Annotated in this window: 12 protein-coding genes; 11 read left to right on the top strand and 1 reads right to left on the bottom strand. The window is 47.2% G+C overall.

All coding sequences use genetic code 11. The features are described 5' to 3' along the window. The first annotated feature begins 108 nt into the window (after positions 1-108). The 11 genes from NCI00_RS24175 to NCI00_RS24125 all read left to right on the top strand — a co-directional run bounded on the left by NCI00_RS24175 (position 109) and on the right by NCI00_RS24125 (position 14,180). Positions 109-471, top strand: coding sequence for a hypothetical protein (locus tag NCI00_RS24175; protein ID WP_253532026.1), 363 nt, complete (start codon positions 109-111; stop codon positions 469-471). A gap of 3 nt (positions 472-474) precedes the next feature. Next, positions 475-1,356 carry a phosphatase domain-containing protein gene (locus tag NCI00_RS24170; protein WP_253532024.1) on the top strand — a complete coding sequence of 294 codons (882 nt, stop codon included), beginning with the start codon at positions 475-477 and terminating at the stop codon, positions 1,354-1,356. A 164-nt stretch (positions 1,357-1,520) separates the two neighbouring features. After that, positions 1,521-2,960, top strand: coding sequence for a sulfatase family protein (locus NCI00_RS24165; protein ID WP_253532021.1), 1,440 nt, complete (start codon positions 1,521-1,523; stop codon positions 2,958-2,960). Positions 2,961-3,054: 94 nt separating this feature from the next. Next, positions 3,055-3,831 (top strand): sialate O-acetylesterase, encoded by a 777-nt coding sequence (locus NCI00_RS24160; RefSeq protein ID WP_253532019.1) that lies wholly within the window; start codon positions 3,055-3,057, stop codon positions 3,829-3,831. A gap of 81 nt (positions 3,832-3,912) precedes the next feature. Continuing rightward, entirely contained in the window at positions 3,913-5,058 is a 1,146-nt protein-coding gene (locus NCI00_RS24155) for a hypothetical protein (protein WP_253532017.1), read from the top strand. 98 nt (positions 5,059-5,156) lie between these two features. Next, positions 5,157-5,675: a gluconate 2-dehydrogenase subunit 3 family protein gene (locus NCI00_RS24150; protein WP_253532016.1), complete on the top strand. Its 519-nt coding sequence runs from the start codon at positions 5,157-5,159 to the stop codon at positions 5,673-5,675. Between the two features lie 105 nt (positions 5,676-5,780). Continuing rightward, a complete protein-coding gene (locus tag NCI00_RS24145; RefSeq protein ID WP_253532015.1) occupies positions 5,781-7,490 on the top strand; it encodes a GMC oxidoreductase in 1,710 nt (569 codons plus the stop codon). 76 nt (positions 7,491-7,566) lie between these two features. After that, complete coding sequence (locus NCI00_RS24140) at positions 7,567-8,424, top strand: sugar phosphate isomerase/epimerase family protein (RefSeq protein WP_253532014.1); 858 nt, start codon at positions 7,567-7,569, stop codon at positions 8,422-8,424. 270 nt (positions 8,425-8,694) lie between these two features. After that, the gene (locus tag NCI00_RS24135; protein WP_253532013.1) at positions 8,695-11,709 is read left to right on the top strand and encodes a SusC/RagA family TonB-linked outer membrane protein; all 3,015 of its coding nucleotides are present in this window, start codon (positions 8,695-8,697) and stop codon (positions 11,707-11,709) included. 12 nt (positions 11,710-11,721) lie between these two features. After that, positions 11,722-13,104: a RagB/SusD family nutrient uptake outer membrane protein gene (locus NCI00_RS24130; RefSeq protein WP_253532012.1), complete on the top strand. Its 1,383-nt coding sequence runs from the start codon at positions 11,722-11,724 to the stop codon at positions 13,102-13,104. A 311-nt stretch (positions 13,105-13,415) separates the two neighbouring features. Further along, on the top strand, positions 13,416-14,180 hold the full coding sequence (locus NCI00_RS24125; RefSeq protein ID WP_253532011.1) for an SDR family NAD(P)-dependent oxidoreductase: 765 nt from the start codon (positions 13,416-13,418) through the stop codon (positions 14,178-14,180). On the opposite strand, the gene mnmC2 is transcribed toward NCI00_RS24125, so the two are convergent. After that, positions 14,175-14,846 carry a tRNA (5-methylaminomethyl-2-thiouridine)(34)-methyltransferase MnmC2 gene (gene mnmC2, locus NCI00_RS24120; protein ID WP_253532009.1) on the bottom strand — a complete coding sequence of 224 codons (672 nt, stop codon included), beginning with the start codon at positions 14,844-14,846 and terminating at the stop codon, positions 14,175-14,177. The two genes, NCI00_RS24125 and mnmC2, sit on opposite strands and share 6 nt — an antisense overlap. Between the last annotated feature and the right edge of the window lie 4 nt (positions 14,847-14,850).

The following is a 14,850-nucleotide window of genomic DNA, read 5'->3' as shown; positions in this document are numbered from 1 at the left end:
CGCCAAAATCAAAGCGTTCAGAAGTCAGTTCAGAGGGGTAAGAAACGTAGAATTCTTCCTGTATCGGCTAACTCAGATATATGCTTAATCTAAGTTACTCCACAACTTTTGGTTTTGATCCAATACCAGCGCATCCACCGAATTGTGACGGGCGTGTCGAACGTCAGCATTTGGGAATATCTGAAAACGGGGCAGGATTTAGCGCCGATTTTGGAAAAAGTACCCGATGAATTTTATGATTGGGTGAAAGAAACCCACACACAGCTTTTGGCGAAATTTGCAGAAATTGAAGCGATTTGTAAAGCTGGTTTTCGAATTTTAGAAACCCGCAAAGACACCGCACTGTATTTTCAAACCTGTCGTTATCCGGCGGTTTTGTTCAAAATGTTTGACCAAAAACCGTATGACGAAATTATCTGGAAACAAATTCGGCCAACTTTTCAGAAGCCGTTTGCCAATTATGATATATAAAAAATGAAAAAAGTAATCTTACTACGGGGCCTGCCTGCGAGTGGAAAATCCACCCTCGCCCGACAACTGTTGGATGAAAATAAAGGCATGTACAAGCGGCTCAACAAAGACGAGCTCCGCGCCATGCTCGACAACAGCGAGCATTCCAAAAACAATGAAAAATTTGTAGAGCGTGTCCGTGATATGATGTTGGTGGAAGCCCTGCGTGATGGAAAACACGTCATTGTTGATGATACTAATCTTTCGGACCGACCCGTGGAGCGCATTCGTCAGGTGGTGGAAAAATATACCAAAGACACGGGTGAGGAGGTGAAAATTGAGATTCGGGAAATGAACACTTCGCTGGAAGAAAGCTTGGCGCGGGATGAAGTGCGGGAGAAAAAAGTAGGCCGAGACGTGATTTTGCGCATGTACAAAACCCATGTATTGGGCGATGAGCGCGGGCCACACTATCAGCCCCAAGACCCAAATTTACCACCTGCTATCCTGTGTGATTTGGACGGCACGTTGGCTATTTTGAGAAACCGAAGCCCTTACGATGCCCTGTCGTGCGAATTGGATGACCTCAACCAGCCCATTGCCGAAATCCTCAAAAATTATTACACTTTGAGCGTTAAAATTATTTTGATGTCGGGCCGAGAAGAGAAAGCGCGAACGCCGACGCTCAATTGGCTGAAATACAACAACATCCCTTATCACGCGCTCTATATGCGTACGACGGGAGATATGCGCAAAGATGCTGTTGTCAAAAAAGAGCTTTACGAAGCGCACATAAAAGGGCAATATTTCGTACAGTTCGTGCTCGACGACCGCAATCAAGTCGTGGATTTGTGGCGCTTGGAGCTGGGTTTGCCGTGTTTACAGGTGAACTACGGGGATTTCTAATTCTGTGGAAGGTCAGACGATAGTCAGGCCAGATAGGCCTCTGTGCTATCTGCAAGGCGCTACGGATTCTATCAAGCCCAGTATTTTGTTTTGAAAGAGATACATCTAGTAGTTGGTTGCCAAAAAATGCTTTTTAAAAGCAGAAATAAACCAACGGCAACTCCATGATTCGGAACGTATCTATATTACTCTGTTTTCTGCTTTATCAGTCAGTTTACGCCCAATCTCCCAAACCCAACATTCTCTTCCTTTTTGCCGACGATCTCCGCGCCGATGCTTTGGGTTGTTACGGCAATCCTTACGTCCAAACGCCCAATCTCGACCAATTGGCGCGCAATGGTATGTTGTTCAGCGAGGCGCATATTTTGGGGGGCAATCATGGAGCCGTTTGTGCGCCTAGCCGCGCGATGTTGATGAGCGGAAAAGGCTTTTTTAGAGTAACTGACAAACTAAATGGCGTCACTACGTGGCCGATGCTACTGCGCCAAAATGGCTATTCTACTTTTATGACGGGCAAATGGCACAACGAACCCGCCGCCGTAGGAGCGAGTTTTATGGAAGCCAAAAACGTGATGCTCGGCGGAATGGCCGACCATTATCAAACTCCGATGTGTGATTTGAAACCCGACGGAACCTTTACGCTCCCCATCAAAAAAGGATTCTCTACCGATCATTTTGCCGAAACGGCCATTCAGTTTTTAGATAAACAATCGGCCAATAAGCCTTTTGCCACGTACGTAGCGTTTACGGCCCCGCACGACCCGCGCTCGCCTTTGCCCGATTATCTCAAACGCTACGGAACGGCGCCGCTTCCGCCAAACTTTATGCCCGCGCATCCCTTCAATTTTGGCAGCGATATGACCGTGCGCGACGAGATGCTGGCCGCTTATCCGCGAACCACCGAGGTTATCAAATCACAGCTCACGGAGTATTATGCCATGATTACGCACTTAGACGAAGCCATTGGGAAGATTCTGGCGAAGCTGAAAGAGAAAGGATTAGACAAAAATACCATCATTGTTTTTGCCGCTGACAACGGCTTGGCGATGGGCAGTCATGGCCTGCTAGGGAAACAGAATCTTTACGAACACAGCATGAGAGTGCCGCTGATTATGAGCGGAAAAGGAATTCCTAAAAACCAAAAAAGTGACGCTTTTGTGTATCTGTTCGACCTGTTTCCAACAATTTGTAAAATGCTCAACGTAGCTGCTCCCAAAGATTTAGAAGGGAAAGATTTATCGGGAATTATTCAGAACAAAACCCAATCGGTGCGCGAGCAAGTCTTTACGGCCTATACGTTCTCGCAGCGCGCTATTCGTGATCGACGTTGGAAATTGATTCGTTATCCAAAAGTTGATTTTGTCCAACTATTTGATTTACAAACTGACCCGCACGAACTCAATAATCTGGCTCAAAAACCCGAATACACCGCCAAAGTAAAAACAATGATGGAAGACCTAAGAAAACATCAGCAACTATACGGTGATACTTTCCCGTTGACTGCAGCTGAGATTTCATCACAAGTATTTGATTACAAAAACGTTGTACGCAAACCCGACCAATGGCAACCGAAAGAAGTCTTGGAAAAATATTTTAAAGATTAATCTATCCTTGCGTCCATTGCGAAAATCCATTGCGGTCAACATTATTTTTTTACAGCAATGGTTTAGCAAGGGCCACAAAGTAAATCAATCCCTTATGAAACACTTATTCTTCTATGTTTTCGCCCTTTTTTCTTTGGAATCAATGGCCCAAAACCCTGATTTTAAGGGCAAAAAACTGCATCTGTATCTGCTAGTTGGTCAATCAAACATGGCAGGACGCGGCAAGGTGGAAGAGTCTGACCGCACGCCACATCCGCGGATTTGGATGCTTAACAAAGACAATCAGTGGGTGCCTGCCGTTGCGCCCATGCACTTCGACAAACCCGAAGCGGGCGTTGGACCTGGGCTAGAATTTGCCCGCGTAATGGCCGAGGCCGATACGTCTGTCATCATTGGTCTGGTACCAGCCGCCGTGGGTGGGTCGGCCATTGACTCGTGGCAACCGGGTGGCTACCACGACCAAACCAAAAGTTATCCTTACGACGATGCCCTTCGTCGGGCAAAAGCGGCACTACCAGCGGGAAAATTGAAAGGCATTTTGTGGCACCAGGGTGAAAGCGACAGCAAGCCCGCATTGGTAGGAAGTTATACCCAAAAATTAGAGGCGCTCATCAAGCGTTTTCGCAAAGAATTATCGGCCCGTAAGGTGCCGTTTGTGGTTGGTACGTTGGGCGATTTCTTCGTGAATCGTATTCCCGAAGCAAAAGATATCAACGAGCAACTTCGCCAATTACCTAAAAAAGTTAAACACACGGCTTGCGTTGAAGCCGCAGGGTTGGCGGAGAAAGGAGATAAAACGCATTTTGACGCACCCGCCGCCCGCGAACTGGGCCGCCGCTACGCGGAAGCGATGAGAAAATTGGGGGACTAATGCTTTCTCGTCTAAGATTTGAGTAACTTAGAATTGTCATTTCTGCTGCAATAGTATTTTACTCAATTACTTAATCAGACTATGAAAAAGCTTATCCTTGCCCTTGCCATCGTGTGTGCCAACGTCGCTTCTTTTTGCCAAAGTATTCTGATTCGACCCAACCGAATCGAGACGGATTATACCCAATACGAGAATGTATTTCTTCGAAGTACGGCCATTCCCAATCTTATCGGAGTGAAAATCAATGGAAGTCACGCCAACCCATCCGCCACCGAATCGGGCAATTTGTTGCTCAGCGTCGAAGGACGAGGGTACGCAGGCGGATCATTTACGGGTATTCAGGGAGCAATACGATTTAAAGCTACTCAAAATTGGAACGACAACAACCGCGGAACACAAGCTGAGATTTTTACGACTCAAAACAATACAACTCTGGCGTTGAGTCGGCTGTTTGTAAACCATGATGGCAAAGTAGGAATTGGCAATTATCTCACTACGGTTCCCGATCATCAATTGGAAGTACAACAACCTAATGATTCAGACCGGGGAATTGCTATTTATCGCTACGGTGGTGATGCCCCAGCCATTTTCGGGATTGGCGCCCGAGGCAGTACTATCACCCCCACCCCCACCCTACAAGATGACATTCTGGCACGCTTCGGAGCCAAAGGGTACAACGGCACTGGCTATACTTCGTCCAGAGCTCGGATTGAGATGGTTGCTAACCAAAACTGGACAGATGTCAATAACGGAGCAAAAATAAATTTTTATACCACTGAAAATAACTCCATAAACACCACCAATAAAATGACCATTCAGGGCAATGGCAATGTAGGAATCGGTGATGACAGCCCCTCTTCTACACTTACCCTAAATGGCGACCTAGAGTTAGCAATCGAAACCAAAAGTTTTAACACAAACGACATTACATTCGACAACTTAGACCGAAATGGTAAATCTGTCATTCGATTTGATGGCCCCGGAACAGTACATCTCAAAGGCATTGCGGGAGGAGTAGATGGTCGGGTTGTTTATATCATGGTGGGGAGAGGAGCCGAATTAAAAATCTATTTAGCTTCTAGCTCAACTAATTCCGCCAATAAACTTCATTTCGATATAGGGGGCGGTTTTATCATTGATACTGTTCAACAATACAGAGGCATGACAGGTCTCATGTTTATTTATGATGGAATTGACCAAGCATGGCAGTTAATGGACAGAAAATAGCCATTCAGTAAATAAATAGCACTTCGGACTTTAATAAAAAAAGATGGTTTCTTCTTCCAATAGCACTGTCCCAACTTTATCTAAACGATTTTCACGACATGAACCGACGGGAAGTTCTTAAAAATGTCGCCTTGGCCGCAGGTGGATTCGTCGTTTTGCCCACTTGGGCGGAAGCGTGGAGCCCGAGCACTATCCAAAGGTGGGCGTTAAATCTTTCGCCTCAACAAGAAGCCTTGCTAGTTTCGGTGGTAGACACTATCATTCCAACGACCGATACCCCCGGAGCCAAAGACTTGGGCGTGCCAGATTTTATCCAAAAAATGTTGGTGGATTGTTACGAAAAAGGCGTGCAGGAAAATGTCAAAAAAGGCCTTGAAAAGACCGATGCAATCGCCAAAGACCGCTATCTCCGGGCCTTCGTTGATTGCAACTCACTCCAGCGTAAAGACGTTTTGGGTAAGGTAGCAATGTCGACCGACCAGATGCAAAAAGACTATTTGACACTTGTAAAATCACTGACAATTCTCGGGTTTACCACCTCCGAATACGTTCAGACCAAACACCTGAAATACAATCAAGCGCCAGGGCATTATTACGGGTGTGTACCAGTTCAGTAGTGAGTATTCAGAAGTAAGTATTGGGATTTTTCTCTTTACTGAAACCCCAATGTTAGTACTCAAGACCCAATACTTTATCCCCCATGTTCTTTACTCAATACTCAAATGTCATACCTTAATATAGATTCCATCAAAGACCGTACCTACGACGCCATCGTGATTGGTTCAGGAATCAGCGGCGGCTGGGCAGCAAAGGAGCTGTGCGAAAAAGGATTGAAAACCCTTGTTTTGGAGCGTGGCCGTGATGTACAACACGTAACCGATTATCCAACCGCCAATAAACATCCGTGGGAATTTGAGCATCGGGGCCAAGTGCCGTTGGAAATCCGCAATCAATACCCCAACGGCCGAGCGAGTTTCATGCGCGAAGAAACCATGCACTGGGCCTTAAAGCCTGGTGAACAGCCGTTTGTGGAAGAACAGCCGTTTCAGTGGACGCGTGGCTACCACGTAGGCGGCAAATCGCTGTTGTGGGCGCGTCAAACACAACGTTGGTCGGACTTTGATTTTGAAGGCCCCGCCCGCGATGGGTTTGCGACCGATTGGCCCATTCGCTACGCTGATATTGCGCCTTGGTACAGCCACGTTGAAAAATTTGCGGGAATTTCGGGCAATAAAGACGGTTTGCCAGAATTGCCCGATGGTGAGTTTTTGCCGCCGATTGAGTTGAGTTGCATCGAAAAACATTTTCAGGAGGCCATCACCAAAAATTACAAAGACCGCCACGTGATTCAGGGGCGTTGTGCGCACATTACCGACCCGCAGCAAATCCACTACGACCAAGGCCGCGCCAAATGTCAGCACCGTTCGCTCTGCAACCGTGGCTGCCCGTTTGGTGGCTATTTCAGTAGCAATGCCTCCACTTTACCGTGGGCGGCCAAAACGGGCAACATGACCCTACGCCCGCATTCGGTGGTACATTCCATTATTTTTGATGAGAAAAAAAAGCGTGCTTCCGGGGTACGCGTAGTAGATGCCAACAGCAAGGAAGTGATTGAATTTTACGCTAAAATCATTTTTGTCAACGGATCGGCGCTCAACAGCAATTTGATTTTGTTGAATTCTATTTCAAGCCGCTTCCCCAACGGTCTGGGCAACGACAGCGGCACCTTAGGGAAATACATTGCGTGGCATAATTATCGCGGCCGCATAAACGCCGAATATGAAGGCTACTATGATAAAATGACCGACGGCAAAAACCCCAGCAATGCCTACATTCCGCGTTTTAGGAATCTACACAAACAGGAAAGTGATTTTCTACGCGGCTATGCCACGGGCATCGGTGGCGGCAGGGGACGCCTTACGCGACAGGCCGAAATCGGCGAAGAGCTCAAAGATGCGCTCCTGCATCCGCAATTGGGCAACTGGAACATCAGCGCGTGGATGATGGGCGAAACCGTGCCCATTGAAAGCAATCACGTCCGTTTGGATCCGAACCTAAAAGACCCTTACGGAATCCCCCAGTTAGTGACGTCGGTGAAGTGGACGGAAAATGACGACAAAATGGTGAAAGACTACCTCGAACAACTCACCGAAATGTTTACGTTGGCGGGCTTTAAGAACATTCGGGGGGTGGATACCCACGCTAACCCAGGTTCAGATATTCACGAAATGGGCGGCATTCGCATGGGTAAAGACCCCAAAACGTCGATGCTAAACGAATGGAATCAGGTACACAGTTGCAAAAACGTATTTGTCACCGACGGTGCATGCATGACCTCCACTGGCACCCAAAATCCGTCTCTGACCTACATGGCTATTACCGCCCGCGCGGCCGATTATGCCGTGAAGCAACTGAAAAAACGAAAGTTATAATCCCAATCCTCATTTCTCGGTGTAACTCCGTTTCTCGGTGGTAAAAAAAAACAGTAACTAACTCAAAATGAATACAATGAAAAAAACAACCATTTTATTAAGCCTTGCTCTTTTACTTGTCAGTGCCATTGGCGAAGTTTTTGCCCAAAAAGGCAAATTATACACGTTCCCTATTGGAATGCAGGCCTATACTTACCGCGCCAGTTTTCCTAAAGGCGTAGCCGCCACGCTCGACACGCTTAAAATGTTGGGAGTCACCGAACTAGAAGGCGGAGCTGCCAAAGGCACCACGCCCGAAGAATTCAGAAAAATGTGCGAAGAGCGCGGCATCAAAATTCCCGGAACGGGCGGAGGCTACGAACAATTGGTAAAAGACCCCGCCGCGGCGGCCAAAACGGCCAAATTGCTAGGTTCTAGCTACCTTATGTGCGCATGGATTCCGCACAAAGTCAAAGGTGGTTTTACGTTTGAGGAAGCCAAAAAAGCCGTGGATGATTTTAACATGATTGGCAAAGTGCTGAAAGAAAATGGCATCACCTTTTGCTACCACAACCACGGCTACGAATTCCAGCCTTACGAAGACGGAACGTTGTTTGACTACATTGTCAAAAACACCAACCCCGAATATGTATCCTTTGAATTAGACATTCTTTGGGCGTTTCACGGTGGAGCTGAGCCCGTTAGTTTGTTAAAAAAATACGGAAAGCGCTTTAAGCTCATTCACCTCAAAGACCTCAGAAATGGCGTAAAAGGAGATTTGACGGGCGGTACGCCCTTGATAAACGACGTAGTGTTGGGCACAGGGCAAGTCGACGTAGCGGGCGTCATCAAAGAAGCCAAGAAAATCGGTATTAAGCATTATTTCATCGAAGATGAAAGCCCCACTTGGTATGAGCAAGTGCCAAAAAGCATTGCGTATTTGAAGAGTTTATAATTTCTCAATAGATTTTAAGTAGAGCCTCCTATACTCATTGATAGGGGGCTCTACTTTTTTGTTTTTATTGTATCCCTAAATAGCAACAATTTTTAGGGATATTTTTTTTAAGATTAGAATTATTTCAATATTATTGCTCTCAACAACTCTCTCGCAACAGCGTAAAAATCTTCTCTGGCTTATAGCCACCTTGGTTTCAAAACATTGAAGCATCCGCTTTTGTTTTTGAGTTGAATGAACCATTTCAATATAAACTAAATCACCAAATTCATGTTAAAATTTACCTATTTTTCGATGGCAAGGCTATTCTTTGCGACGGGGATGTGGTTACTAACCGCAATTGCCTTTGCCCAAAACCAAGTCAGCGGAACGGTCAAATCCGCCGATGGCTCCCCTATCCCAGGAACGAATGTCGTTGTGAAAGGCACAACAATAGGCACCACCAGCGGGGCGGATGGAACGTACTCAATTACGCTCCGTCAAAACAACGCGACGTTGGTCTTTTCTTCCATTGGTTTTCAATCAAAAGAGGTGGCTGTTGGCAACAACAGCACCATTAATGTAACGCTCATCGAAGACGTTTCAAACCTTCAGGAAGTCGTTGTGACTGGTTTGGCCTCTAGCATCAAGCGTTCCAATCTGGCCAACGCCGTAGGAACCCTTTCGGCCAAAGACCTTATGGGAACAACCCAAATTCAAACCGTAGACAACGCATTTTATGGAAAACTGCCTGGGGTCAACATGAACACCAACGGTGGCGCTCCAGGAGGCGGGGTGTCTATTCAGTTGCGGGGTATTTCATCGCTGGTAGGCGCTTCCCAGCCCCTTTACATTATTGACGGAGTTTATGCCAACAACGGGGTTAATCGTTCGGGTCGTGCCTCGGTAACAGGCGCAGGGGCAGAAACCCAAGACGATGCTTCTAACCGTATTTCTGATTTAAACCCCAACGACATCGAAAACGTAGAAGTTCTCAAAGGGCCATCGGCGGCGGCTATCTACGGTACCCGGGCCAATGCTGGGGTAATCATCATCACCACCAAACGCGGTAGTGCAGGCAAAACAAAGGTATCGTTTGCCCAAGACTACGGATTTGCGACTCCACAACGCCTGTTTGGGGTGGACAACTGGACGGAAGCGAAAATCAATACATTTTTTGCCGCCGCGCGTCGCCCAATAGAATTAGAGCGTTTTCGCGCAGCCAATGGCCAAACCTGGGATTATGAAAAATATTTTTACGGAAACACGGCACCACTTTCCAACACTCGTTTGGGGATTTCGGGCGGGAGCGACAAAACCAAGTTTTTCATTTCGGGAGCCTTGACCGACGAAAAAGGCATTGTTCGCCGTACGGGCTTTAAACGCTATTCGTTACGGGCCAATATCGACCATAAACTGACCAACGATATTACCTTATCCGTAGGGTCAAACTACATCAATACCAACTCCGACCGGGGTTTTACGGGAAACCAAAATAACTCAGGGGCGAGTATTGGGTACAACATCGCTTACGTTCCCAATTATTATAATCTTTTCCCCGATGAAAGCGGTCGCTACCCCGACAACCCTTACTTCTCCGAAAATCCCATAGCAGTGACCGACCGTGGTATCAACAACACCAATGTCAACCGATTTATTCAGTCGTTTAACCTGACGGCGAATCTTTACAAATCAGAAAAATCACTACTGAAATTGGTAGGACAAGGAGGCTTGGACTACACCCAAGGAACTACTTTTGTTTACCTTCCCGAAGATTTGCAATTTCAACGCGCCCAAGGAAACCCAGGCGATGTGATTTGGGGGAAAACCGAAAACGTGAATACCAACTTCCAAACGGCGTTGGTTTATAACTGGAACATTGGGAAAGTCAATCTTACGTCGCAGGCAGGTGCGGTGCGGCTTAACTTCCGCGAAGACCGCTTGCTCAACCGCTCGCGTGGATTGGCAGGAGGTCAAACCAACTTACGTCAGGGAACAGTACAAGAGATTTTTGACCAACGTTTTCAGACCATTACCGACGTAGGGGCGTTTGTTCAACAAGAAGCCAACTGGGATGATAAAATCATCGCTACGGCGGGTGTACGTTGGGACAAATCAACCCTTATTGGCGATGCCGACAAGTTTTGGGCTTTCCCGAAAGCATCTTTGGCCATCAACATTGCCAACTTTGACTTCATTCGCTCGTCGAGCTTATCTTCTGTTTTCTCGCAAATCAAGCCACGCGTTGCCTATGGACAAACCGCTGGGGTACCAAGTTTTGGAACCACATTTACGCCGCTCAACTCGGCCAATATCGGCGGATTGCTAGGCTCGGTGGTGACCACTGCGGCGGGCAATGCCGCCATCGAACCTGAACGGGCGGGTGAGTTGGAATTTGGGTTGGATTTAGGATTATTTAACAACCGAATCCAACTGGAAGCAACCTACTACGATAAGCAAACCCGTAGCAATATCCAGAATTTGCAACTTTCTCCAGCGGTGGGTATCAGTACAATACCTACTAACTTAGCCCAACTCCAAAACCGTGGCGTAGAGCTTTCGCTGGGAGGGACCATTGCCCAAAAAGAAAAGTTTCGCTGGAGCTCGCGGGTGTTGTGGTGGAAAAACGACATTCTGCTCACCAAGTTGGGGATTCCAGCCTACAACTCAGGCGCTTTTGGGGTAACTTTAGGGACGTTCCTGTACCAAGAGGGCTTTTCTCCTACCACCATCGTAGGTACACGCCCAGCACGTGACGCCAATGATACGCCTGCTGCCGAAGGTGTGCGCACAGGAGCGTATATTTTAGGAAATAACCAGCCCGATTTTCAAATGTCGTGGAGCAATGAAATCAACTTCTTCAAAAACTTTGATTTCAACATGCTTTGGCACTGGAAACAAGGTGGTGACAATATCAACCTGACCGAGTTTTTGTGGGATGGCGGCGGAACATCTCCTGACTGGGACGATGACGACAACGGCGACGGCGTGCCTAATGGCCGTCAGCGGGGCTTAGCTCCTCACAACGGTGCCGACCGCTGGGTACAAGATGCCTCTTATCTTCGTTTGCGCGAAGCAGCGTTGTACTACACCATACCCACCACTTCCCTGAATAAGTGGTCCAACAATAAAATATCACGGGTGCGCGTAGGCTTCTCTTGCCAAAACCCATTGACATTCAGCAAATACCGTGGCTACGATCCCGAGACTTCCACGTTTGGGTTACAAGCCGTGGCATCGGGGGTAGATATTGCTCCTTATCCTACTCAGCGTCGCTTTTTTGGTCATTTAGTTGTTGAATTTTAATGTGTTACGGACATGAAAAAAATACACTTATATACTCCGATTTTTGCAGGGCTGTTGTTGATGATGAGTTCTTGTAACTTTTTCAGCCTTGATACTCCCAACGACCCCAACAACCCTTCGCTGGGAAGTGTGAGTCAAAACGCGTCTCGTACCCAAGTGCAAAACTTGGTGACGGGGTTGGAATCACGCCACCGTGATTATCTCTTTACCGTGACAATGTTGTACGGAACAATGGGGCGTGAATTGTGGTACTTAAACGCCTCTGACCCTCGTTGGCAAACCGATTGGCTCGGCATGAACGGGCGTCAGGCAACAGCCAACATGTTTGGGTATTTGAATACGTATCAGCAACCTTATTTTGCCATTCGTCAGGCCTTGACGGTGATTGATGCCGTTAACAATACCAATACTTTTACGACCGAAGAAAAAAATGCGGTTTCGGGCTTTGCCAAAACCCTCATGGCGTACCAATACCTGATTGTGGCAATGGGGCAATACGAAAATGGAATTCGAATTGATGTCAAAGACCTTCAAAATCCGGGGCCTTTCTTACCGCTTGCGGAGTCTCTTACCCAAATCAAACGCATCTTGGACGAAGGCAATACTGAATTGAGCGGTGCTGGCACTGGAAATTTTCCTTTACGTTTGACGTCTGGTTTCACAGGGAATGGCTTCGGAACCATTGCGGGACTGCGTCAACTCAATCGTGCCATTGCGGCGCGCTTAGCCGTGTATCGTCAGGACTGGCAGGGTGCTTTGGATGCAGTAGCTGCATCCTTTTATAGTGCAACTGGTAGTTTAGAGGCGGGCCCTGCCCATACCTTCGGAGCGCCACCAGATACGTTTAACCCGCTGTTTTTTGTCAAAAATGCCAATGTAACCACTATGATGGTGGTACACCCATCGGTGTTGCGCGATACCATTGCAGGAGATGCCCGCGTACGTGCGAAGTTTTTCCGACGTACTGCGCCAGTATCGGTTACCTCAGATGGAACACCTCTCGCGGGTTTGTACCAAGACAACCGTTTTGCCCTCAACACCTCTGAGGTGAAATTTTTCCGTAATGAAGAGCTGGTACTGATTGCTGCTGAGGCCAACGCCCAACTCAATAAAACCCCAGAAGCAGTGGCGGCAATCAACCGTATTCGTACCGCGGCGGGTATTGGCAACTACACGGGCGCTACGACCAAAGACGCCCTTATTGACGAAATCTTGTTCCAACGCCGTTATTCGCTTTGGGCCGAGCCTTGGGGACATCGTTGGGTAGATTTGCGTCGCTACGATCGCCTCAATGCCGCAAACGTAGATGTCACCATTGACCGTGGTACAATTTTCAGGCAACTGGCCCGCCCGCAGGCCGAAATCAACTGGGATGAATACGTAAAAACGCGGTAATTTACGGTTTACCCATAATCAAAAAATCCCTGCTACGTGAAGTGGCAGGGATTTATGTTATTTGTTGACTTTTTAACCACAACTTACTTATGATCTATAATGCTTAACTCCCACTGATTTTCGGTCATCTTCGCCGTTTCTCTACCACCACTCACCTACTAGATTCACAAGAAGTTAACTTCTTATCGTAATTGGGCACAATATGCCCCAGTTTTGCTGAAATAATTACACAGCCCTGGCCCAGTGAACATTGGTCTTATTTTTTGTCTTGCTTCAATTTTTATGAATTGGTTAAAGTAAACTCAAATACAATGCTTTCTGAACGACTTAATTTATCTGGAAAAACAGCCGTTGTAACGGGTTCGAGTCAGGGGATTGGCAAAGCAATTGCCATTGCGCTTGCCGAATACGGCGCCAATGTAATCATCCACTATCGCCGTGATAAAAAAGAAGCTCAACAAGTAGCCAAACAAATCAACCAACCCAAAGATAAAGTACAGATTGTAAAAGCTGATTTTTCAAAACCCGACGGGCCCCAAAAATTTTTCCAAAGCGTTTCTAAAATAACTGATACCGTTGATATTTTGGTCATCAATGCTTCGGTACAGGTGGCTAAAGATTGGCAAGAAGTGACGGAAAGTGAGTTTGATTTTCAGGTCAATGCAAATTTTAAATCTACCCTTTTATTGATGCAGCAGTTTGCACCTGCTATGGTCAAAAAAGGCTGGGGGCGAATTCTAACCATTGGCAGTGTGCAGCAGGTTAGGCCCCATCCCGCCATGATTGTGTATGCCGCCACCAAGTCGGCGGTTTTTAATTTAGTAAAAAATGTAGCGCTTCAATTGGCCGATAAAGGGGTTACGGTCAATAATTTAGCTCCTGGCATCATTGATACACCCCGCATTCAGGCGCCAGTTCCTAAAATGGAAAAGCGAATTGCCCAACGTATGACCACGCCCGAAGGTGGCATGGGGCAGCCCGAAGATTGTGCGGGCATGGCTGTATTTTTATGCTCCGACGCGGGGCGCTACATAACGGGGCAAAATCTGTTTGTGGATGGGGGAATGAGTTTATAAAATGGCCCGCAGCACTTCCCGTTTCCATTTTGGCCCGGGGTGTTTTTCAACGGTAAAACCCGCCGCACGGAGGTTGCGCTGCACGTAGCTTTTTGAACAGTAGGTCGTTAGGTTGCCGTTTGGTCTTAACAGCGCAGCCAATTGCTCAAAAACCTCCCGCTCCCAAAGTTCTGGCTGGGCCGACGGCGCAAAAGCATCGTAATAAATGGCGTCAAATTGAAGGGTTGTCTCAAAATCTTGAAGCTTTGTTCGGTGTTTTTCAAGCGTAAAATACGGAGAGAATTGAACAGGCTGTTCCCACACCGCTTCGTGAAGTTGTAACAATCGGTGGGTTTCCAATAGCCCGTCGTAATTCAATCCACTGACCAGCTCTTCTGCCAACGGATGCGCCTCAACGGTCACGTAGCGAACGGGCACCTGCGCTTTTTCTGCCTCCAACCACGTGAGCAACGCATTGAGGCCCGTACCAAACCCCATTTCAAAAACAGTTAGAGGGGCAAAAAATGGACTTAACCGATAATGGCGAATGGCTTCTTTCAGGCCCAAATCAATGTAAATTGACTGCGATTCCTGCAAGGCTCCGTTGACCGAATGATAATACGCATTGAGCGTTTCGTTCCATAATGTATGCGAGCCGTCGGAGGTGAGAATACGTTGAATACTCATTTTA

Source organism: Runella salmonicolor (assembly GCF_024158025.1).
GTDB lineage: Bacteria > Bacteroidota > Bacteroidia > Cytophagales > Spirosomataceae > Runella > Runella salmonicolor.
This window is presented reverse-complemented; position numbering and strand designations above follow the sequence as displayed.

What these genes read in the sequence shown, in the direction of transcription:
- NCI00_RS24165 (WP_253532021.1), top strand. Translation starts at nt 1,521, where the DNA reads ATGATTCGGAACGTATCTATATTACTCTGTTTTCTGCTTTATCAGTCA.
- NCI00_RS24145 (WP_253532015.1), top strand. Translation starts at nt 5,781, where the DNA reads ATGTCATACCTTAATATAGATTCCATCAAAGACCGTACCTACGACGCC.
- NCI00_RS24140 (WP_253532014.1), top strand. Translation starts at nt 7,567, where the DNA reads ATGAAAAAAACAACCATTTTATTAAGCCTTGCTCTTTTACTTGTCAGT.
- NCI00_RS24135 (WP_253532013.1), top strand. Translation starts at nt 8,695, where the DNA reads ATGTTAAAATTTACCTATTTTTCGATGGCAAGGCTATTCTTTGCGACG.
- NCI00_RS24150 (WP_253532016.1), top strand. Translation starts at nt 5,157, where the DNA reads ATGAACCGACGGGAAGTTCTTAAAAATGTCGCCTTGGCCGCAGGTGGA.
- NCI00_RS24125 (WP_253532011.1), top strand. Translation starts at nt 13,416, where the DNA reads ATGCTTTCTGAACGACTTAATTTATCTGGAAAAACAGCCGTTGTAACG.
- NCI00_RS24160 (WP_253532019.1), top strand. Translation starts at nt 3,055, where the DNA reads ATGAAACACTTATTCTTCTATGTTTTCGCCCTTTTTTCTTTGGAATCA.
- mnmC2 (WP_253532009.1), bottom strand. Translation starts at nt 14,846, where the DNA reads ATGAGTATTCAACGTATTCTCACCTCCGACGGCTCGCATACATTATGG.
- NCI00_RS24130 (WP_253532012.1), top strand. Translation starts at nt 11,722, where the DNA reads ATGAAAAAAATACACTTATATACTCCGATTTTTGCAGGGCTGTTGTTG.
- NCI00_RS24155 (WP_253532017.1), top strand. Translation starts at nt 3,913, where the DNA reads ATGAAAAAGCTTATCCTTGCCCTTGCCATCGTGTGTGCCAACGTCGCT.
- NCI00_RS24170 (WP_253532024.1), top strand. Translation starts at nt 475, where the DNA reads ATGAAAAAAGTAATCTTACTACGGGGCCTGCCTGCGAGTGGAAAATCC.